The organism is Methylobacterium sp. 37f (assembly GCF_023093475.1).
Lineage (GTDB): Bacteria > Pseudomonadota > Alphaproteobacteria > Rhizobiales > Beijerinckiaceae > Methylobacterium.
The window spans coordinates 1-20,648 of the sequence record NZ_JAGHKN010000032.1 but is presented as its reverse complement, the minus strand read 5'-3'; the positions used below and the strand labels follow the sequence as shown (position 1 = coordinate 20,648).

The 20,648-nt window shown below is 68.9% G+C and carries 17 protein-coding genes; 8 read left to right on the top strand and 9 right to left on the bottom strand.

Annotated features, from left to right (window positions below; all coding sequences use genetic code 11):
• Positions 1–38 precede the first annotated feature (38 nt).
• Together tssG and tssH are read left to right on the top strand one after the other, a co-directional pair.
• Complete coding sequence (tssG, locus tag J7U37_RS18720; protein WP_247636662.1) at positions 39–1,121, top strand: type VI secretion system baseplate subunit TssG; 1,083 nt, start codon at positions 39–41, stop codon at positions 1,119–1,121.
• Between the two features lie 9 nt (positions 1,122–1,130).
• Positions 1,131–3,794 carry a type VI secretion system ATPase TssH gene (tssH, locus tag J7U37_RS18715; protein WP_247636661.1) on the top strand — a complete coding sequence of 888 codons (2,664 nt, stop codon included), beginning with the start codon at positions 1,131–1,133 and terminating at the stop codon, positions 3,792–3,794.
• 136 nt (positions 3,795–3,930) lie between these two features.
• Here the strand turns inward: tssH and J7U37_RS18710 are convergent, their stop codons facing one another.
• A complete protein-coding gene (locus J7U37_RS18710; RefSeq protein ID WP_247636660.1) occupies positions 3,931–4,200 on the bottom strand; it encodes a hypothetical protein in 270 nt (89 codons plus the stop codon).
• 74 nt (positions 4,201–4,274) lie between these two features.
• On the opposite strand from J7U37_RS18710, the gene J7U37_RS18705 reads away from it, so the two are divergent.
• The 3 genes from J7U37_RS18705 to J7U37_RS18695 all read left to right on the top strand — a co-directional run bounded on the left by J7U37_RS18705 (position 4,275) and on the right by J7U37_RS18695 (position 5,798).
• Entirely contained in the window at positions 4,275–4,778 is a 504-nt protein-coding gene (locus tag J7U37_RS18705; protein ID WP_247636659.1) for a D-Ala-D-Ala carboxypeptidase family metallohydrolase, read from the top strand.
• Between the two features lie 128 nt (positions 4,779–4,906).
• Positions 4,907–5,200, top strand: coding sequence for a hypothetical protein (locus tag J7U37_RS18700; protein WP_247636658.1), 294 nt, complete (start codon positions 4,907–4,909; stop codon positions 5,198–5,200).
• A gap of 37 nt (positions 5,201–5,237) precedes the next feature.
• Positions 5,238–5,798, top strand: coding sequence for a hypothetical protein (locus J7U37_RS18695; protein WP_247636657.1), 561 nt, complete (start codon positions 5,238–5,240; stop codon positions 5,796–5,798).
• 11 nt (positions 5,799–5,809) lie between these two features.
• Here J7U37_RS18695 and J7U37_RS18690 read toward each other — a convergent pair whose 3' ends face one another.
• Entirely contained in the window at positions 5,810–6,103 is a 294-nt protein-coding gene (locus J7U37_RS18690) for a PAAR domain-containing protein (protein ID WP_247636656.1), read from the bottom strand.
• 287 nt (positions 6,104–6,390) lie between these two features.
• On the opposite strand from J7U37_RS18690, the gene J7U37_RS25320 reads away from it, so the two are divergent.
• The 3 genes from J7U37_RS25320 to J7U37_RS18675 all read left to right on the top strand — a co-directional run bounded on the left by J7U37_RS25320 (position 6,391) and on the right by J7U37_RS18675 (position 10,669).
• Positions 6,391–7,725, top strand: a complete 1,335-nt coding sequence (locus tag J7U37_RS25320) for a M23 family metallopeptidase (protein WP_247636655.1) — start codon at positions 6,391–6,393, stop codon at positions 7,723–7,725.
• Positions 7,726–7,791: 66 nt separating this feature from the next.
• Positions 7,792–9,858: a caspase family protein gene (locus tag J7U37_RS18680; RefSeq protein WP_247636654.1), complete on the top strand. Its 2,067-nt coding sequence runs from the start codon at positions 7,792–7,794 to the stop codon at positions 9,856–9,858.
• Between the two features lie 217 nt (positions 9,859–10,075).
• Positions 10,076–10,669 carry an invasion associated locus B family protein gene (locus tag J7U37_RS18675; RefSeq protein WP_247636653.1) on the top strand — a complete coding sequence of 198 codons (594 nt, stop codon included), beginning with the start codon at positions 10,076–10,078 and terminating at the stop codon, positions 10,667–10,669.
• A 70-nt stretch (positions 10,670–10,739) separates the two neighbouring features.
• Here the strand turns inward: J7U37_RS18675 and J7U37_RS18670 are convergent, their stop codons facing one another.
• The 7 genes from J7U37_RS18670 to tssL all read right to left on the bottom strand — a co-directional run.
• Positions 10,740–11,114: a hypothetical protein gene (locus J7U37_RS18670; protein WP_247636652.1), complete on the bottom strand. Its 375-nt coding sequence runs from the start codon at positions 11,112–11,114 to the stop codon at positions 10,740–10,742.
• 26 nt (positions 11,115–11,140) lie between these two features.
• The gene (locus tag J7U37_RS25315) at positions 11,141–12,796 is read right to left on the bottom strand and encodes a transglycosylase SLT domain-containing protein (RefSeq protein WP_348773006.1); all 1,656 of its coding nucleotides are present in this window, start codon (positions 12,794–12,796) and stop codon (positions 11,141–11,143) included.
• Positions 12,797–12,896: 100 nt separating this feature from the next.
• Positions 12,897–14,987: a serine/threonine-protein kinase gene (locus J7U37_RS25155; RefSeq protein ID WP_282103978.1), complete on the bottom strand. Its 2,091-nt coding sequence runs from the start codon at positions 14,985–14,987 to the stop codon at positions 12,897–12,899.
• A complete protein-coding gene (locus J7U37_RS18650; RefSeq protein ID WP_247636651.1) occupies positions 14,987–15,808 on the bottom strand; it encodes a protein phosphatase 2C domain-containing protein in 822 nt (273 codons plus the stop codon). The genes J7U37_RS25155 and J7U37_RS18650 overlap by 1 nt, the downstream gene beginning before the upstream one ends.
• On the bottom strand, positions 15,799–16,539 hold the full coding sequence (gene tagF, locus J7U37_RS18645; RefSeq protein WP_247636650.1) for a type VI secretion system-associated protein TagF: 741 nt from the start codon (positions 16,537–16,539) through the stop codon (positions 15,799–15,801). Before tagF ends, J7U37_RS18650 begins: the two co-directional genes overlap by 10 nt.
• Before the next feature lie 4 nt (positions 16,540–16,543).
• Positions 16,544–20,131: a type VI secretion system membrane subunit TssM gene (gene tssM / locus J7U37_RS18640; RefSeq protein WP_247636649.1), complete on the bottom strand. Its 3,588-nt coding sequence runs from the start codon at positions 20,129–20,131 to the stop codon at positions 16,544–16,546.
• A 76-nt stretch (positions 20,132–20,207) separates the two neighbouring features.
• The coding region (gene tssL, locus J7U37_RS18635; protein WP_247636648.1) for a type VI secretion system protein TssL, long form at positions 20,208–20,648 on the bottom strand (441 nt) is incomplete at its 5' end.

Genomic DNA, 20,648 nt, shown 5'->3' with positions numbered 1-20,648 from the left:
GGGGCGCACCGGGCGGTCGGTTGCCGAGGTTGCACTCCGTGAGCCGCCGCGACGACCTGCTGCGCGAGCCTTGGGCCTTCGATCTCCTCGGCACGCTCCGGCTGATCGAGCGGAGCCACCCCGAACTGTCTCGGATAGGCGATAGCGCTGTGCGGTCGGAGGAATATGTCGGCCTCGGCGAGAACGCATTCCTCGAATTTCCGGCGAGCACTATAGAGGCCGCGGTCCTGCGCGGCGAGCGGATCGACCTGTTCGTGCGCTTCCTCGGCCTCCTTGGGCCGCAGGGGCCGCTGCCGCTCCACGTTACCGATGAGGTATTCGGCTGGCAGCTGGCCGGCCACGACGCCTACTCGCGTTTCCTCAACATCCTCAACCATCGCTTCCTTCAGCTCTTCTTCCGGGCCTGGGCCGATGCCCGGCCGATCGCCCAGGCCGACCGCCCTTCGGAGGACCGGTTCCTTGCCTATATCGGCAGCGCCATCGGCATCGGCAGCCCGGTCCTGCGGGGGCGCGACTCGGTGTCCGACAGGCATCGCCTCGGCTTTGCGGGGCTGCTCGCCCCGACGGCGAAATCCGCATCGAGGCTCGCCCAGGCCGTGGAGGGACTGTTCGGAATCCGCTGCGAGGTCGAAGAGTTCGTCGGCACCTTCCTGACCTTCGAGGTGGCCGACCGGAACCGCCTCGGCCAGGCCTATTCGTGCCTGGGCATCGACTTCCTGGTTGGCGCCAGCGTCTACAGCGTCGAGGACAAGATCCAGCTGAATCTCTATGCGGCGAGCCTGCACGAATATAAGCAATTCCTGCCGAACGGACAATTCTGCGTGCCGCTCGCGGACTTTTTGTATTCCTATCTCGGCAGCGAGTTCGAGTGCGACGTGGAGCTGGCGCTGCGCAACCGCGCTCTGGTCCCGTTCCAGTTGACCGGTGCGATGGACCCGGCCGCACCGCTGCTCGGCTACACGACCTGGCTGCCCAAGGGATCGTCGTCCAAGGGGGCGTCGTCGGAAACCCTGCCCGAGGGGCACGCGGACCATCCGGACACCTACCGCGGCCATGCGCGCTTCAACCCGGCCGAGCGCGCGCAGCGCGTGCCCGGCTCCCATTCCTCCGCCGTACGCTAGGAGACCGCGATGGCCGAGATCACCCTTGAGACCGTGGCCGGCAAGCTCAACCGCGTCGGCTACGAGGCCTTCTTCCAGGCCATGCGCCATGCCAAGGGGGCGGGCAACCGCACCATCGAGCCGGCCCACTGGCTCTTCCACCTACTGCAACGCAACGGCACCGATCTCGGTCTCACCGCCGACGCCTACAAGCTCGATCGCGGCAAGCTGCTGACCGATCTCGATGCGGCGGTCTCGGCGTTTCGGCGCAACGTCACCGAGGCGCCGACGGTCTCCAACACCCTGGTCGACCTCCTCGACCGTGGCTGGCACTACGCCACGCTCCTGTTCGGCGAGACCCAGATCCGGACCGGCCACGTCCTGGTCGCGGCCCTGAAGGCGCCGGAGCTGCGGCGCGCCTTCATCGCCCTGTCCCAGGAATTCACCAAGATCCCGGTCGATACGCTGGCGGCGGAGCATGCCAAGGTCTGGGCCCGGTCCGAGGAGGAGAACCTGCGCCCGATGGACGGGTCGGGCCCGGTCGCGGCCGGCACGCCGGGGGCCGAGGCCGCCCGCGGGCAGACCGCTCTCGACCGGTTCTCGCAGGACCTGACGGCCCGCGCCGCCGCGGGCGGCATGGATCCCGTGCGGGGGCGCGACGACGAAATCCGCCAGTTAATCGACGTGCTGATGCGCCGCCGCCAGAACAACCCGATCCTCACCGGCGAGGCGGGCGTCGGCAAGACCGCGGTGGTCGAGGGGCTGGCCCAGCGCATCGTCGCCGAAGAGGTGCCGCCCGCGCTCAAGGGCGTCCGCCTCTGTGCCCTCGATATCGGGCTGATGCAGGCGGGCGCCTCGATGAAGGGCGAGTTCGAGCAGCGCCTGCGCTCTGTGATCGACGAGGTCCAGTCCTCGCCGCAGCCGATTATCCTGTTCATCGACGAGGCCCACACCCTGATCGGGGCCGGCGGCCAAGCTGGGACGGGCGATGCCGCCAACCTGCTCAAGCCGGCTCTCGCCCGCGGCACGCTGAAGACGATCGCGGCCACCACCTGGGCGGAGTACCGCCAGCACATCGAGAAGGACCCCGCGCTGACCCGGCGCTTCCAGCCGGTGCAGGTCGGCGAGCCGGACGTGGCGCGCTGCTGCGACATGCTGCGCGGCCTGCTTGGACCGATGCAGGACCATCACGGCGTGCGCATCGCCGACGCGGCCGTGGTCGCGGCCGTCGAACTGTCGCATCGCTACATCCCGGCCCGCCAGCTTCCCGACAAGGCCGTCAGCCTGCTCGACACCGCCTGCGCGCGGGTCGCAATCAGCCAGACCGCGACGCCCGCGGCGGTGGAAGACGCTCGCGTCGCCATCGCGGCCGGCACAGCCGAGCGCGACGCCCTCACGGCCGACCGCGATCTCGGTGTCGCGGGCGAGGCGCGCATCGCCGAGATCGATGCCGACCTCGCCGCCAAGCGCGAGGGGCTGGCGCGCCTGGAAGCCGAGTGGGAGACCGAGCGGAGCCTCGTCGAGGAAATCACCCGTCTTCGCAAGGATCTTGGCAAGGATCTCGGAAAAGACCTCGGCAAGGAGGCCGATAAGGACGCGGGTTCGAACGAGGCGACGCGGGCGGCGCTCGCCGAGCGTGCCGCCAGCCTCGAGACGCGCGATCCCGAGGGGCGGATGATCTACGCCCATGTCGATGCCCAGGCCGTGGCCTCGGTGGTCTCGGACTGGACCGGCATCCCGATCGGCCGGATGGTCCGCGACGAGATCGAGACGGTCCTGCGTCTGCCCGAGATACTCAACCGCCGGGTCGTCGGCCAGTCGCACGGACTCTCGGTGGTCGCCCGGCGGATCGAGACGAACCGTGCCCGCCTGGAGAATCCGAACAAGCCGATCGGCGTGTTCATGCTCTGCGGCCCCTCGGGCGTCGGCAAGACCGAGACGGCCCTCGCCCTCGCCGAGGCGCTCTACGGCGGCGAGCAGAATATGATTACAATCAACATGAGCGAGTTTCAGGAGGCGCACACCGTCTCGACCCTCAAGGGCGCCCCCCCGGGCTATGTCGGCTACGGCGAGGGCGGTCGCCTCACCGAGGCGGTGCGGCGGCGGCCCTACAGCGTCATCCTGCTCGACGAGGTCGAGAAGGCGCATGCCGACGTCCACGAAATCTTCTTCCAGGTCTTCGACAAGGGCGTGATGGAGGACGGCACCGGGCGGCGGATCGACTTCAAGAACACCCTCATCATCCTGACTTCGAACGTCGGCACCGATCTGATCATGCAGCTCGCACAGGACCCGTCCTACGCGAGCGATCCGGACGCAATGGCGGCGGCCCTGCGCCCGCAACTATTGCGGGTGTTTCCGGCTGCCCTGCTCGGGCGCATCGTGACGATCCCGTACTTCCCGCTCTCGCCCGACATGCTCGCCGGCATCGTCCGCCTGCAGCTCAATCGGATCGGCCGGCGCATCCGCGACAACCATGGCGCGGCCTTCGCCTACGACGACGCGGTGGTCGATCACATCGTGGCGCAGTGCAACGACCCCGATTCGGGCGGCCGGATGATCGACAACATCATCACCAACAGCTTGTTGCCGGAATTGTCGCGGGAGTTCTTGAGCCGGGCGATGGCGGGACACGCATTGGTCGACGTGAAGGTGTCGATATCCGACGGCAGATTCAGCTATCACGTGACCTGAGTAAACCTTTCGCGCCGGTCTCGACGGACCGCAAGCGATACCATCGGACAACTTATGGGACGAGCCTATGCCTTTGCGTCACGATGCTGAGAGGCTGTTGTCAAAATTATCGGTCATTGCCTGTCTTATTCTCGGATCATTTCATGCGGCCGCTGCCGGAGAGAACGTCTTGCTTGGAAGCTGGACGCGAGATCGGGATTGCAGCAGGCCATTCTTCAAATTCAAGGATGCGTCCGCGCAGAAAATCATGGATGCGGATGGCAAAGCCTTCTCGACGAATTTCTCGAACGTCACCTACGAATTGCTGGAGCCACGATCGATACGCATCGATTTTAACGCCGAGCACGGTATCGGGCGAGTCAAGAACAAATCCGAACTGGTCATCGACTTGATCGACCAACAGCACGCATCGATCCGTACCGATCGCGGAGGGGCAATCGCCCTGGATCGATGCTCGAACAAATGAGGGAGGTTGTAGACATGTCGCTAGCAATGAAGAAGGCCCCAGGACCTGCTATTCCCGGCAGGAAACTGAGCAAGCATTTCTCCTTAAAAGAAATGACCGTGACACAGACCGGTCTCAGTAATTCGATTGATGATCAAGCGATCATCCGTCGTCTGGAGCTGGTCTGTCAGAACGTCCTCGAGAAGGTGCGGGAGCACTACCAGCGTCCCATCATCGTTCACAGTGGATATCGGTCGCCGCTCGTCAACAAGGCGGTTGGTGGGGCCGCGACTTCGCAGCACGTCCGCGGCGAAGCTGTAGATTTTCACGTCATGGGAAACTCGCTCTACGACGTTGCGATCTGGATCTCCGGAAATATTGATTACGATCAATTGATTCTTGAAAATTATCTCGGGGATCAGCACGCAAATGGATGGGTGCATTGCTCATACGGCCCGCGAATGCGCTATGATAACTTGACGAAGTTCAAGGGATCGAAGAAATATCATCAGGGTATCCTCAAGTCGGCGGTGGGCTGACACGATTGTCCTTGCGTGCATCGATATCGAGCAGGCCGTAGATAGACTGCTCGTCGAGAGGTCAAGGCGGCATCACGGGCGGGCGGCACGATTCTGCCGCTTCGAGCTTATCACCGAATGGACTGCCTATGAGCACGAACAAGTTCGAACAGGTCGACGAACCACCGCCCGATGCGCTCGCGCTCGTCTTGGCCCACGACGGCGACAAGCAGTTCGGCCAGTTTCTCTGCCCTGCCTCCGCCACCGGCGGTCGCTTGCCGAAGGACTTCCGCAGTGCCGAGATGCCGCTGAAGGAGGCGTTCCGGGCGGCGATCAAGTTCGCCAACGACGTCAAGGTGGCGATGGTGGTCGTCGATCCGGACGGGCTCTGGCAGGCCGAATGGGGCACGCTCCACCGGGACGACGAGTCCGACGAGGCGTGAGGTCGATCATCGTCCGTCCAGAGAGGCGAGGCACGGCTTGCAGTTCGATCTCACCTCGGAGGAGGCGTGCTCCTTCGCCATGGGTTTCTTCCGGTTCTCGCTGATCGAGGTGCCGATGCGCCTCGTGCGCTTCAGCCATTCGGCCGCGGGCGAGGCGGGGCGCCTCGGTCGGTTCTGGATGCACGCCTCCGACATCGCCGCGCTGCTTGCGCAGCCGGGCACGGGCCGCGACCTGATCGGCCGGGTGAGTGATCGCTGGGCGATCTGCGACGACTGGGGCGACAAGGCCGTCCTCTGGACCCTGACGATACCCCCGGTCGCGCGAATCCTGGCGGCGATCGGCAAGGCGCATTTCCAGCCGACGATCTCGCCGAAGACCCTGGAGCAGCAGAGGGATCGGAATGCCTGGAACGCCCTGAGCTGTCCGGTCTACTGGTTGCCGACCGGCGGCGCTTCCTATGCCGGGGGTGGCCTGCAATACATCGTGCCGGTACGGACCACCGACGGTGCGCTCAACCGGGGGATCGATGCGCTGATCGGCCCGCCGCTCTCGACCGACAAAGTCGCCACGAACCTCGGGCTCTTCCTCGGAACCTGAGATGCGCCGGTTCAACCGCCGATCAGGACCGTCGGCAGGCCGGTGACGATCTTGCCGCCGTGGGCGGTCGTGTCGCCGATGCGGGCGGCGGGCTTGCCGCCGATCAGCACGGTACCCGAGCCCATGACGATCGAATCGATCGGTCCGACGCAGGTCGCGAAGTCGCCGATGCGGGCTGCGGGCTGGCCGCCGATCAGCACGGTCGGGCAGCAGGGGCCGATGATCGGGCCGCCCACATGCGGCACGACCCCGGTCACCGCCGGACAGACGTGATTATCGGTGATGCGTGCTGCCGGCTGACCCAAGGTTTTGCTCCCCACCGCGAGACGTAAATCACTGTAGCCGAAGGCCGGCCCTCCGGCCAAGCCGGTCGCGAGGCCGGTGTTCCGGACGGACGAGGTCGCTTGCAGTGACGCCGCGCTGCCACGGCAAGGCCCAACTCGCACTGGATTGTCCGTCGGCTGTCTACACGCGCGGCGATTTCCTGTAGACTTAATGTCATATCCGGGCTGAGGTCCGGCCTTGCAGAAAGAACCGAGTGAAGCAGACGCGCACGAGGCTCGACCGAACGGCCCGACCCGGGCCGAGGCCCGTGCCCCTACGAGGGGCGCGGTGGCCGCTCGTGCTCGTCTGCGGTTCGCTCCTCACCTGGGCCGGCGCCGCGTCGTGGCTGGCCTACGATCGCGGCGAGGCGACCGCGCGCGTCCAGGCCGAGCAGGCGGCGCAGCGTGCGGCCTACGAAGACAAGGTCCGGGCCCTCACGCGCCGTCTCGTCGGCGTGGCGAGCCATCAGATTCTCGAACATGACGGCCTGGCCGGACGCCTGTCCGACATCATCACCCGGCAGGTGGAGATCGAGAACCGCCTCGCCGCCCTCTCGGGATATGCCAAGCGTCTCGCCGAGGCGCCCGGTGGCCAAGCATCCGGCTCGGCTGCATCCGGCTCGGCCGTATCCGGGGACCGCGCGCTCGCGGCCGTTGCCGCCACGACGGCGAACTCCGCCGCCGAAACCACCCGTGACGCAGCCCCCGGGCCGGACGTGCTGCGGCTCGGGGCCCCTCGCTCGGTCAAGCCGTCCGTTCCGGTGCCCGGCACGGGCCCCCGATCGGACCTCAATGATGCGCCGAGTCTCGGATCGGGGGCGGGGGACGCAACCGGGGCGCGGGTCCGGGCGCTTCTTGCCCTCACGCCCCGCGAGCAGTTCGACAGCCTCGATCACGCTCTCGATCTGGCCGAGCGCGCCGGACTCGGCATCCTCGGCAGCTTCGGTCAGGCGACCCGTGCGATCTCCGATCGGATCCGAACGGCGGTGGCGGGCCTCGGCCTCAGCTTGCCGGCAGTGGCGACGGCGCGGTTCGCGCCGCCGGCTCATTCGCCACGTGGCTCGTCCTTCGAGGACGGCGTGCAGGCGTTCGAGGCTGGGTTCGACGAACTGCGCCGCTGGCGCCTTGTGGTGGAGACGGTACCGCTGCGTCGACCGATCGAGGGGCTGGAACGGGCGCTGACGAGCAATTTCGGCACCCGGAGCGATCCGTTCACCGGGGCCGCCACCATGCATGCCGGCATGGATTTCCGCGCGCCCGTCGGCACCGGCGTGCGGGCGAGCGGGGCCGGCAAGGTCGTCACCGCTGAAATAACCGGGGGCTACGGCAACCTCGTCGAGATTGATCACGGCCATGGCGTCGTGACGCGCTACGCGCATCTCTCGTCCTATGCCATCTCGACCGGACAGACAGTTCGGCCCGATACGGTCGTCGGGATGGTCGGCTCGACGGGACGATCGACCGGTCCGCACCTGCACTACGAGACGCGCCTGAACGGGACTGCGATCGACCCGATGCGCTTCCTCAAGGTCGGCGCGGCTCTCCTCGACACATCCTCATCGGTCCCGGCGTCGTCGGCGGCGGCCGAAGCCTCGGAGGATTGAGTGCGGCTCTCCGGGACCAGCGCTGGATTTCGGTCGCTCGTGCGGCGGTGCGCGTTGCCTGTCGGCTTGGCTGCGCGCGCCGTCCTGCTCGTCGCGCTCGCCCTGTTCCTGAAAGGGGAGGGCGTGCAGGCCGCCGAGCGTGCCTCGACGCCCGAGCGGCGCGTCGCGCTCGTGATCGGCAACTCCAATTACGTCAATTTCCGTCCCTCGCTGCCGAATCCGCGTAACGACGCCGAGGACGTCTCGGCCGCCCTCAAGGAGGCCGGGTTCGAGGTCTTCCTCGGCGTAGACCTGACCAAGAGGGGCATGGAAGACCTGTTATACGGCTTCGCGCGGGCAGCGATCGGCGCCGATGCCGCGGTCACATACTATGCCGGCCACGGTCTGCAATATCAGGGTCGCAACTATCTCGTTCCGGTCGATGCCAAGATCGAGGATGAGATCGACATCAATCGCTATACCGTGAAGGTCAATGATCTCGTCGATGGCGTCAGCCTCGCCAAGGGCGTGCGGATCATCATCCTCGATGCTTGCCGAAACCTACCGCTCGACGTGCGTGGCAACAGCAGCATCGCGGTCGATAGCGGCCTGGCGCGGATCAGCGGTCGCGGTCTCGTGGTCGCCTACGCGACGCAGGCGAACGCTCTGGCTTACGACGGCACCGGCCGCAACAGCCTCTTCACTGCCGCGTTCCTACAAGCGATGAAGGAGCCCGGCCTGGACCTGCCGCAGTTCTTCCAGGATGTGAGCACCACGGTCGACCGGAACAGCGACCGGCGCCAGACACCCGAGCTGTCGCTCTCCTATCCGGGCAAGTTCTTCTTCAACCGCAGCGAGACGGCGACGCAGGCTTGGGAGCGGGTCTACGACAGCAACGCCCCGAAAGCCTACAAGGAGTTCATCCAGAAGTATCCTAAGCACTACCTCGCGGACGCGGCTCGGGGCCGGATGATCGTCATCGAGGAGGAGATCCGTCGCAAAGAGTCGGAAGCCGAGCGCGAGCTCCAGCGCCTCCAGGCGGATCTGCTGCTTCGGCGCAAGCAGGAGGACGAGGCGCGTCTGCGCAAGCAGGAGGACGAGGCGCGTCTGCGCAAGCAGGAGGACGAGGCGCGTCTGCGCAGGCAGGAGGATGAGGCCCGCCTGCGCAAGCAGGAGGATGAGGCCCGTCTGCAAAGACAGGAGGAGGATGCGCGGCTGCGCAGGCAGCGCGAGGCCGACGCGCGCATGGTGGCGGAGGAGGAAAAGCGCCGACGCGAGTTCGAGGAGGAAGTCGATCGCCGGGTCGCCGCGATGGAACTCAAGCGTCGAGAAGCGGAGGCGCGCCAGGCCCGCAAGCCCGATCCGGTCGAGCGGCAATACGCGATGCTGCCGCCGGGGACAACGGGCCCCGCTCCCGATGGCCGCGACCTCGGCACATCCCGGACCACCACACCGGACAAAACCCCGTCGGACAAAGTACCGCCGGAAAGTGCCTTCCCGCCCGACGTGCTTGAGCGCGACCGCTTGCACCGCGAGACCGAGGCCGAACTCGGACGCATCGGCTGTCTCCGCGAGGGCGCCGACACCGAATGGAACGACACCTCGATCGCGGCGCTGAGCCGCTATGCCCGACAGGCCAAGTCCTCGCCGATTCCCGACGAGCCGACACCGGAACTGCTCGATCTCCTCCGGCGCCAGCCGGCTCATTTCTGCCCGATCGAGTGCGGCGCCGGCCAGCGTCCGAGCGGCGATACCTGCATCGCCGCCACCCGGCCGGAGCAGCAGCCTAAGGCCGTGGAGCCTGCGGAGCAGAAGGCCGTCGTGCACAAGCCAGCGAAGCCGAAGCCCGAATCGGCGCCGGAGCCGAGGCAGGCCATACACAGCAAGCCGAAACCCGAGCCCAAGCCCAAGCCCAAGCCCAAGCCCGAGTTCAAGCCCGAGCCGAAGCAGGCGCGCGAGCGGATTGAACCCCGTCATCAGGCGCTCCGTACGCCGACGCGGCATCCGGTCGAGGCGGAGCGCGCCCGTCCCCGTCCGGCGCCCCCGCCCGTTGCAGTCTCGCGTCCGCCACCGGCGCCTGCGCCTGCGCAGGTCACGACGTCGACCGCAGCCCGGTCGCCGCGGGGTGGCGCCGTGATGGGAATCGGTTTCTGAGGGTTGTGCGGCGTCCGCCAGGGGGGTGAGCGTGGCCTCGACCGCACCGGTTGGGCGGTCGGCCACCGCCGGACGGACGGCTCAGCAGGCGTGAGGCCGCGAGCGGCGATCCCGACGTCAATCCAGAAGGCTCCCGTGTGTCGTCCGGCCTATAGGCAGGCCCATCGAGATATGGTTTAGACGCCGGACCCACTTGAGGATCTCGACGGGTCTCCCCATGCGACTGCGTTCCTTCCGCCTCCTTGCCCTCGTTCCCGGCGCGGTGGTCGCCGGCCTCGGTATCCCAGCGAGTGCCACGGAGGGCGCGGGACGCCCGCCTGTGCAACACGCCCAAGCCCCGACCGTCCCGGCCGAGCCGCTGATGACGACCGCGACCTTCGGTGACTGGCAGATGCGCTGCCAGCGCGTGGCCGACGCGGGCAAGACCCGGAAGCTGTGCGAAATCTCGCAATCGATGCAGGTTCAGGGGCAGACCGCGCCGATCGCCCAGGTCGCGATCGGTCGCGTCCAGGCCGGCGATCCGCTACTGATGACGGTGGTGCTACCGACGGACATCTCGTTCCCCAGCAGCGTCCGGATCATGGCCAACGAGATAGACACTCAACCCTTCGAGGTGTCCTGGCGGCGCTGCGTCCCGAACCGGTGCATCGCGGAAACGGCGGTCAAGGACGACGTGCTCAAGCGCTGGCGCGCCCTCACCGAGTCTGGACGGATCAGCTTCAAGGACAGCGCCGGGCGCGACCTCGCGCTGCCGATCTCGTTCCGCGGCTTGCCGCAGGCCCTGGACGCGCTTCTCCGCGAACCGGCCTGACACGCCCGACCGGTGCAGCTCCTCCCGCCGGGATGACGCGGGATCGGCGATCACCGTTCGGGACGACGCCTCAACGCAGATTGCCGGCGATCGCCTCCTCCGCCTGGCGCAGGGCGCGCTCTGCGGCACGGCGCGCCCGTTCGGCACGTTGCCGTGGCGTCGGGGCCGGAACGGGTGCGGCGGCCGTGCCACCTGTGGCCTCCGCGTCCGGCGTCGGTGGGAGAAGCGTCACCGTCGAGGTCCCGCTCTTTGGAGGCGCGGCCGGTTCGGCCGGCGTGGCTGCAGGAGGCGCGGCGACGGGCGCCTCCGGGCCCGGCACCCCGGCCCCCGAAGCGGCGCCTTGAGCGAAGGCCGCAGGCGCGGTCGCACCGAGCATCGCCAGCAGCCCGAGGCCCGCGAAGCAGGCGCGGGGTCCGCTCCCGATCGATCGAATGATCGCACTCATCACGCGTCTCCTTGCTGTGGTAGCTATCACTCCGAGGCCGTCTGCCGCGGGGGTCCGGCGGTCGGTGCGGGCTCCGGCTGACCGACGGAGTGGACGCTCCTGTAGCGGTTCAGCCGCATGCCGATCATGGTCTCGAACTTGTCCCGAACCACGCTCACCGAGAGGCTGCGCCGCGTGCCGTCGCTGCCCGAGGCGTAGAAGATCGGCTGGTTGGCGGCAGCGGGCCGCGGCAGTAGCTCCGCCGCGGCAGCATCGGGCGCCGCCACCGCCCGGGTCAGCAGGCGCTGCGCCCCGTCCGGCCCGAGGAAGTGGACGAGGTAGGTCTCGCCGCCGGTCAGCGGGCGCCCGAGCACCCGAGCGAGGCGGTTGCCGTCGCGCTTCAACATCTCGGCGGCGAGCACCGCCGACAGGTAGGCGTCGCTGCGCAGGGCCAGGATGCGGCTGCGCTCGGCCGACGACAGGTCGCCCGCGACCAGCTGGGCTTCCCGCTCCAGCCCATAGGTGCTGCCGAAGTCGCGCACCACGCCGAGCCAAGTCTTCTCGATGAACTGGAACAGCCCCGTGGCCGAGGAGGTCTGAGCCTGGACCTCCGTGGCGAAGCTCGATTCCTTGTCGGCAATGGCCATCAGTAGAACCGGATCCATGCTGGTGACGCGCGCGGCGCGGACGATCTTGTCGACGAGGTAGCGGCGGATCCGCATCGGCCCGAAGGTCAGGACCTCGTCGGGGTTTGCCGGTCCCTTAGTGTCGAGGGCGATGGCCAGCGAGGCATAGGCGGCCAGCTCCGGCCGGGCCTCGGCACGGCGGCGGGCCGAAGCGAGATCACCCTTCAGGATCGAATCACCGACGCCCTGAGCCAGTTTCACCGATGGGCGGCTGAGCGGACGGGCTTCCGAGACCGTGATGCGCTTCAGTTCGACGCCCGCAGGCGCGGTGCGGATGACCGGCACCGGCAGGGCGCTGGGTGCCGGATCGGCGTCGGAAACGTCGTAGAGTTGCTCGGCGACTTCCGGGGACACCACTATCACCGCCGAATCGTCGGCGAGCGCCAGGATCGCCGTGGCCTGCGTCAGTTCGGGATCCTCCACCGGCTCGTCCGGCACCATCAGCAGGCCGACGCCGATCGCCACCGCGGCGAGCCCAGCGATGAGCGATAGGCCGAAGTAGCGGTAGCGCGCGATCTCGGCCGAGGGCAGGAGCGAGAGCAGGGTCGACCACGCGGTCTCCCTGCGCTCGGGCGTCATCGTCGGCACGGCTCCCGCGACGTGCTCGGTCACGAAACCGGAGATCGTCGAGAACCAGTCGGTCTCGCCGGGGTGGTCGGCGCGCTCGTGCTCCATCGTCGCGACCCGCTGGGCCAGAGGCTCGGCCGCCGCCTGGGAGCATCCGAAAGCGCGGACGAGGTCGCGCGGGCCGCAGGGCCGCCCAGACGCCTTCAGATAGATCGCGTAGAACCAGTGGCGAAGCGGTGGCTTGGCCCGGGCGAAGGGCGTCCCTTCGCAGGGATAGAGGCTGAAGCCGCAATCCCGGCACGCGAACGCCCGACGCTTGGCGATCGGCATGAAGCCGGCCGTGCGCTCGCAGGCCGGGCACGGAGCCGCACCGTGGCTCATGCGCATGACCTCGGCGAGGCAAGCCTCCTCCGAGATCTGAGCGGCGAACGCATCGTAGGGAAGCGTCAAGGATCGGCCCCGTGGGCCGGCACGGCCCAATCCATTTAAACCCGGTCGGCCCACGTGAAAAGCAGACCCAAGTGAAAAGCAGATCAACGGCGCCGCCCGGTCAGGCACCGCCGCTCAGGATGAAGTACTTCGCCGAGATGCCGATCGGACCCTTCGCTCTCTCGTCGGCGAGCTGGCGGAAGAACTTGTCGGCGCCGACGCTCCCGGCTTTCAGCCCGGCAATCAGGCCGGCGAGCGGGCGCGGGCTCGCGAGGGCGACGACGAGCTGCGGGGCCGTCTCACCCTCCGGGCGGCTGCCGATCAGCTGCAGCGTCACCGTGAGGGTGTCCCCCTCGCGCTTCGTGAACCGCGACAGGCTGTGGACCTGGCCGTCATCGGCGACGAGCAGCAACTCGACGTGCTTGTCGGCCCTGGCATCGGCGGTCACGATCATGTTGCCGCCGCTGCGCACCTGATCGGACTTCAGGGTCAGGGTCGGCGGGCGTCCCACCCGTTGGGTCTCCTGCGCGGCCAGCGCGGTGACGACGGGGCATTGCGGCTCGGCCACCTGGCGCAGATTAATCTGCGGCTCGAACCCGAAGGTGCGCTGGACGGCGCTGTCGAAGCCCATGAAGGCGATCGGTGAGGCGCCGAGCGCCTCGACCGTCGCCGAGCCGCGACCGGCCCGGACCAGCGAGGTGTAGAAGCACGGGCCGCCGTCGTAGCTGCGGATGAACGAGCGGATCTCGCGCTCCCCCGCGTTGCGCATCGTCGGCGATGCGCGCGGCGGCTCGGGCCGCGTGTCGGGCGGCAAGTCAGGTGGCAAGTCGGACGGGAGGCCGGGCGGCAGGTCGGGCTCCTGCCCGGCCAAGGCCGTGCTCTCGCCCGTGTCGGACGCGCGACCGGAGGAATCCTGGCCTCCATCCGGCCCCGGAGGCTTTTCGATCGGCGGCGGCGCGGGCGGGGCCTGAGGCACCGGGCGCTGCACCGGAGCCTCCTGCCTCGGGAGATTCTGCACGGAAGGCCTCTGATCGGACGGCCTCGGCCCCGCTGAATCCGGCCCGGACCGTCCCTGCGGGGACGAGGGCGGCGGCGCGACGGTCGGCGGCGTGGGGGAAGGAGAGGGCGGCGGATCGGCCGGCGGAGGCCATCCCCCGTCCGGAGCGGATGGGCCGGTTTGTGGCGCCGACCCGGCGAGGCCCAGGAGGTCGGGGCGCAGCACGAACAGGCTCCCGCCGCCGGCCGCGGCCAGGAGAACGACGACGAGGGAGGCCACCGACGCAGGGCGCCCCCATCTCGACTTCGACTCGGGGGACGGTTGCGGCCGGCGCTTCTTGCCGATCTGCGTCTGCTGACCCGAGGCCAGTCCCGGCGGAACCCGGGATGCCACCTCGCCCATGTTCGCCGGGCGATCCTTGGGGTTGGGCTGCAGCATGGACTGCAGCACCGGCCGGAGGACCTTGTCGATGCCGGACAGGTCGGGCACCGCGCGCCGGGCGTTGATCACGTCGACCTGCGAGCGCCCCATCTTCAGCGGCTCGCCGCGCACCGCCTCGGCGATGACGAGGGCGAGGCTGTAGATGTCCGAGCGAGGGCCGACATCGCCGCCGAACAGCCCGAGCTGCTCGGGCGAGACGTAGTTCATCTTGCCGGCGAAGCCGCTGCCGATGATGGTGCCCTCGCCGAGGATCGAGCGGGCGATACCGAAGTCGATGATCTTCGCCTTGGCGACCTCGCCGTGGGGGATCAGCACGTTGTCGGGCGAGAGGTCACGATGGATGATGCCGAACTCGTGGGCGGCATCGAGACCGGTGGCGAGGCGATGGAGCAGCGTGAAGGCCTGATCCGCCGTCAGCGGCGTCTGGCGCAGCATCTTCGAGAGCCCGGCCCCCTCGACGTACTCCATGGCGAGATAGGGCAGACCGAGATCCTGATCGATCGAGAACAGGAAGTAGCGGACGATCGCCGGGTGGTTGAGGTTGTGGAGCGCCGACGCCTCCCGCTTGAACAGCGACAGCACCGCCGGGTCCTGCCCCAGTTCCGGACGCACCGTCTTGATCGCAACGACGTCGCCGTTGGCGATCGAGCGCCCCTTGTAGATCTCGCCCATGCCGCCGGCGGTGATGTACGACTCGATCTCGTAGATTCCGTTGAGCCGGGTGCCCTGGCGGAGCCGGATGTAGGGGCCGGGCGCGAAGCGGGTCTCTTCCATCACACGCGACCTTCCGGCGGTTCGACCGCATCTGCGGCGCGCGAGCCCGGTTCGGGCGACGTATCGGAATCGAAGCGGACCACCACGACCGTGACATTGTCCTGGCCGCCTCGTTCGAGGGCAAGAGCCACGAGGGCGTCGCAGGCTGCCTGCGGCGCCTGTCCGTCGGCGAGGCGCAAAATGTCGTCCGCCTCGGCATGGGCCGTCAGCCCATCGGAGCAGACGACGAAGGCGTCGCCGGGCGCGATGACCCCGTTGAGGAAGGCGAGTTCCGGCTCGGGCCGCACGCCGATGGCCTGGGTAATCACGTTGCGTCGCGGCCAGACGCGGGCCTCCTCCTCCGTCAGGAGGCCGTTGTCGAGAAGGTGCTGCACCTCCGTGTGGTCGCGCGTGAGCTGTGCGATCGCCCTGCCTCGCAGATGGTAGACCCGGCTGTCTCCCGACCACAGGCAGGCGAAATGCCCCTCGAACGTGAGCAGCACCGCCACCACGGAGCCGCTCACCTTGCCGTTCTGTTCGGCGAGCGCGTGGATCGCGGCGTTGGCCCGCAGCAGCCGCTCCTCCACCCGCGCCCGCAGGTCCTGGGGCGTCACCGCTGCGCCGACCGTGGCGAGACTGTCCACGACCATGCCGCTCGCGACCTCGCCCGCATCGTGGCCGCCCATGCCGTCCGCGACGGCGAAGACGCCGCTCCCGGGCCCGAGCAGAAAGCGGTCCTCGTTGAGTTCGCGCACCCTGCCGGCGTGGGTCGCCGCCCCATACGCGGCCCTCCACCCGCCGACGGCCGGATCGGGATCGGGCGAGGGATCCGTCAGGGGCATGGTGATCCTTCGGGCAAATCGGCTTGCGGGGCGAGGGGCGAGGGAGGCGGAGCGGTCTCGGACGGGGCTCCGGTCAGCAGCGTGGCGAAGAGCGAAGCCGCCGGGAGGCCGGGAACTGCCAGGGCGCGGGGGGCGACCCCACCGCCGCCGAGGGTCCACCAGATGCTGCTGCCGGCCGCCGCCCGGCCTGGATCGGCCCGGCACAGGCGGTCCAGGCCGGCACGAACGTCGCCCTCCGGCAGCGCCGTCGCCCAGCCGGCGGGTGAGAGCGGCACCACCTCCATCGGCGGCGTCGGCGCCCCGGTCGCCGGACCGCCGAGGGCCGAGAGCGCCGCGAGCAGGTGATCGAGGCTCGTCTCGGGGGAGAGCGCAGAGAGCAGGATCTCCTCGATCCCGTCCAGCCAAGCCTCCTGCGGATCGAGGTCGGGCGAGAGGATGGTCTCGCCCTGTTCGGCCCGCGCGAAGAGCGTGAGGGGAAAGTAGCGGCCGATCCCGTCCACCGAGGGCATCATCGCCCCGAGCACGATGCCGCCGCACAGCTCGCGGCCGAGCCAGAACCGCCAGATCGGCGCTTGCAGGAAGGCGGCCTGCCAGTTCTCGCCGAGGGCGAGGCGGCTGGCCGCCACGCCGCCCTGCACCCAAGGCTCCCAGAGCGACAGGAAGTCGCGCGGCGCGTTCGGGGCGACGAAGTCGCGCTTGGCCGGGAGCTTGCCGAACAGGCCGCAGCGCATCGCGTCAGATTCCCGTCGGGCAACGGAAGTCCCGCAGGGCTGGGAGCGCGAGCGGGTTGAGGAGGGAGCTGACGTTGATCTGGTAGGAGAGTTGGCGCCCGCCGATCACGAAGGTCGCGACGATCGCATCCCCCTGCTTGAGCACCGAGCCGGTGTCGAGCAGCCGGTAGAGCGACCAGGTCCCGATCTTCTCCGTGACGAGCGGTTGGGTCCCGTAGCCGAATCCGAGGGTGATGGCGGCACGGCCGAGCCCTGACGGCCCGGGCCATTGCATCGTCACCGGCGCGTTGACCCCCTGCTGCGTCTCAATCTGGCTCCCGCTGACCTCAAGCTTCGCCTTGGAGACATCTGCGCTGAGGGTGAGCGGCGTCACCGCGAAGCCGAAGGCTGGCATGTTGCCGCCGGTGGGGAAGAAGGCGTCGCGAATCTCGGCGGCCCGCTGGAACTCGCGCAGGGTCGCCGGCGAGAGCCCCCGGGCGACCGGATCGTCGGGGCGCCAGGTCCATTGCGGGCGAGAGCGGTCGGCCCGGGCCGCGAGGTTCTGCGTGAAGAAACGGTCGAGGATTCCGCCCGGCCCGAACAAACGCGCGAAATCCGCCAGCGGGGTCTCGCGCTCACCCGAGCGCACGAAGGGATAGCGGTTGTCCACGATCTGCTGGCAGTCGCGGATCACCTGCTCGCGCAGGGCCTGCCCGAGCTGCGAGGACGCCGCCCCGTTCGCCGCGTTCTCGAACTCATTCCCGATCTGGCGGATCATCGGCTCGAAGGGCGGCGGGAAGCGGGACGCCAGGGCCCGCAGCGAGCGGGTCTGGGTAATCAGGGTGTTGTTGGCCTGCGCCGCCTCCGCCGGGTTGAGGGCAGTGAGGACCGCGTTCTTGATCTCGTTCAGATTCTGGATGAGCTGGTCCACGGCACGCCGCTGCGGATCGCCCTCGACGAGGACGTGGAACTGGCGGAAGCTCGCCTCGATGTTCCCGCCCAGCGGTTCGTTGGTAGGAATCGCGAAGCGGTCCGCCGCGCGGGATTGGCCGCGCACGATCGCGGCGGCGCCCGCCACCGCGCCCGCGGGCAGGACGGACGAGGCGGCCCGTTCGGCGGCTCCGGCTGCCGCTTGGCCCAGGGCGGCCTTGGCCTGCGCGTCGTCCGGCCGGGCCGCCGTGCGCTCCCGGGTGAGCCGGGTCTCGTCGCGCAGGGATTCGAGGATCTGTTTGAGCGGCGAGGTCGGCGCGGCGATCGCCTGCAGGGCGAGGTAGCGTGGCTTGTCGCTCTGAAGCGGGCGCAGCTTCAGCCGCGCCAGGGCCTGATTCCAGGCCGGGACAAAGTCGCGCGCGTAGAGCTTCAGCAAATTGCCGAAGAGCGAATCGTACTGCGCCTTGTAGGCCTGCTGCTCGCCCGCCGGCCCGAGCACCCAGCGGTCCCGGTCCACCGCCTCGGCCACATCGCCGAAGCGGTCGATGAAGGCCTCGTAAAAGCCCGCATAGGTGAAGAAGAACGGCACCCGCACCCGGTCGAGGTCGCCGCCGACCGCCTCGAACACCAGGGCGGTGTCGGGGCCGCCGGCCCGCAGCGCGGTCCAGTCGCGCTGGACCGCCGTCCGCGCGTCCGATTTCAGCAGCTCGTAGGCGCGCTCGGCGACGCTCAGCCGCGCCAAGGTGCGCTGGCAATCGTCGACGAGGGACTGGTTGATCGTGACCGGCAGCGCCGCGCCGTCCTCGAGGTCGAGCATCGCCTTCAGATGCTGTTCGAGGAACTCACGGCCCTTGGCGAAACCTGGGCCCGGAAACAGGTTCTCGGCCCAGTCCCGTCGCATCCAGGCGATCACGAGGTCGCGGTCCGGCGGGGCCTCGGGCCGGCCGCCGATCATCAGGTAGACCTTCAGCGCCTCGTAGAGAAAGCTCGGATTGTTGCGGTTGGCCTCGAGCTGCTCCTCCAGGCGGAAGATCAGGCGCGGCCGCAGCAGCCGCTCCAGCCCATCGTGGTAGGCGGTCATGGCCGCCGAGTTGAGCCGCCCGTACTGGCTCAGACCGAAGGTGGCCAGGACCGGCTGCGCCTCGTCGCGGGTGGCGTAGCCCGCCGGCATGTAGCGGAGGGTGTTGAGCAGCGGCACCACCCGCCCGAGCTGGCGGTCGGCTACCACCGGCTCGCGCAAGGGTTCGGCGGCGTCGGCGCGGTAGCGGGCGAGCAGGCCCTGGCTCTGCTGGATCAGCTGGCTGTTGCGCAGGTAGCTCGTCCACCACAGGCCGACGAGGAGCGCGCAGAGCAGCGCGAGGCCGGCATAGGCGGCGAGCCGGGCGATGTGGCTGCGGCGGACCGCGGTGCGGTCGGTCGAGACCCAGCCCGCCTCGCCGATTACCACCTTCTTCAGCAGGTCGTTGAGGAAATAGCTCCTGCCCCGACCGGCCTGGGCGGCGCCCGCGGCGACGTCCTGCGAGCCGAAGCTGCGGGAGAGCGCCCCGATCAACAGGTCGATCGGCGTTCCCGACTGCGTGCCGGACGTAAAGTAGAAGCCGCGCAGGGTGGCGTTGGCGTGGTAGCGCGACGGCTCGAAGATGCGGTTGAGGAAGTCGGTGACCTGCGGCTTGATCGCGGCGAGCTGGCTCGGGAAGCCGAACAGCACGGCACGGGCGGTCGGAGTCGGCTCGTCCTGCAGGCGGTCGGGCAGCCAGGCGTTGGTGCGCTCGACCAGTGCGTCGAACTCCTTGGGCACTTCGCCGATCATGTTCCGGGTCTTGTCGGCGGTCTGGAAGGTATGCCCCCAGACCATGCGCCGGTCGCTTTCCGGCAGATGGCCGAAGAACTCGCTGAAGCCGGCGATCAGGTCGGCCTTGGTGAACAGGGCGTAGACTGGGAAATCGATCCCGAGGCGGTCGTGCAGTTCCAGCAGCCGCTTGCGCACGGCGTTGGCGTGGGCGGTGACGGCGGCCTCGCCGCCGGTCACGAGATCCTCCAGGCTGATCGCCACCAGCACGCCGTTGACCGGCTGGCGCGGCCGATGCCGCTTGAGCAGGGCCAGGAAGGCGGCCCAGCTCTGCCGGTCGGTTCGGGCGTCGGAATCCTGGGTGGTGTAGCGGCCCGCCGTGTCGATCAGCACCGCGCCCTCGGTGAACCACCAGTCGCAGTAGCGGGTGCCGCCGCTGCCCGCCACGGCCTCCGGCGTCGTGCCGTGGGCGAGGGGGAACTTGAGGCCCGAATTGGTCAGGGCGGTCGTCTTGCCCGATCCGGGCGGGCCGATGATGACGTACCACGGCAACTCGTAGAGAGCGTCGCCGCGCAAGCCTCGCAACTTGCGCAGCGTCGCGAGGGCGTCGCGCATGGCGGTCTGCAGGACCTCGCCATCGTGCTCGGGCTCGTCCGTCTCGGCGAGCTCGCGTTCCAGCGCCTTGATCGACCGATGCCGCTCGACCAGCACCCAGGCGACGTAGCCCCCCGCCGCCAGAAGCACGACGGCGCAGATCAGGCCGCGGATCCAGGCGGCATCGAAGGGGCGCACCTCGCCCACGGCAACGAGCGGCCCCACGAACCAGACCAGCGCGCACAGGGCCACGGCTCCGACGAGGGTGGCTCCGAGGCGGATCCAGGCAGCGAGGCTCATGAAACGGGATCCATGGAAGAACGACTTGGGGTAACGAGGGACATCGTCGGGGCCGGGACAGGGACGGTCTTGATGTTCAGCCGCCGCGCGGGATCAGGATCTCGACGCGGCGGTTGCGGGCGCGGCCCTCCAGTGTGTCGTTCGAGGCGATGGGCTGGTCGGCGCCCTTGCCCTCGACCGTAATCCGGTCCTTGACCGGCTCGGTCCGCAGGATCTGCACCACGGCCTGGGCCCGCTCGAGCGAGAGGTGGAAGTTGGACGGGAAGCGGACGGTCTTGATCGGCGCGCTGTCGGTATGCCCGATTACACGCACGGCTCCGGGCTGGGATCGCAGGAGGGTGGCGACCCGGTCGAGCAGCGCCTTGAACTCCGGCTTCACCACCGCGTCTCCGGGGGCGAACATCGCCGCGGCGAGCCGCAGCACGATCTGGTTGCCCGTCTCGCCGACCGTGACGCGCTGGGCGGCGATGTCCTCTTGGAGCGCGGCGCGGAGCTTGGCGGTGGGGCTGGCCGGGGG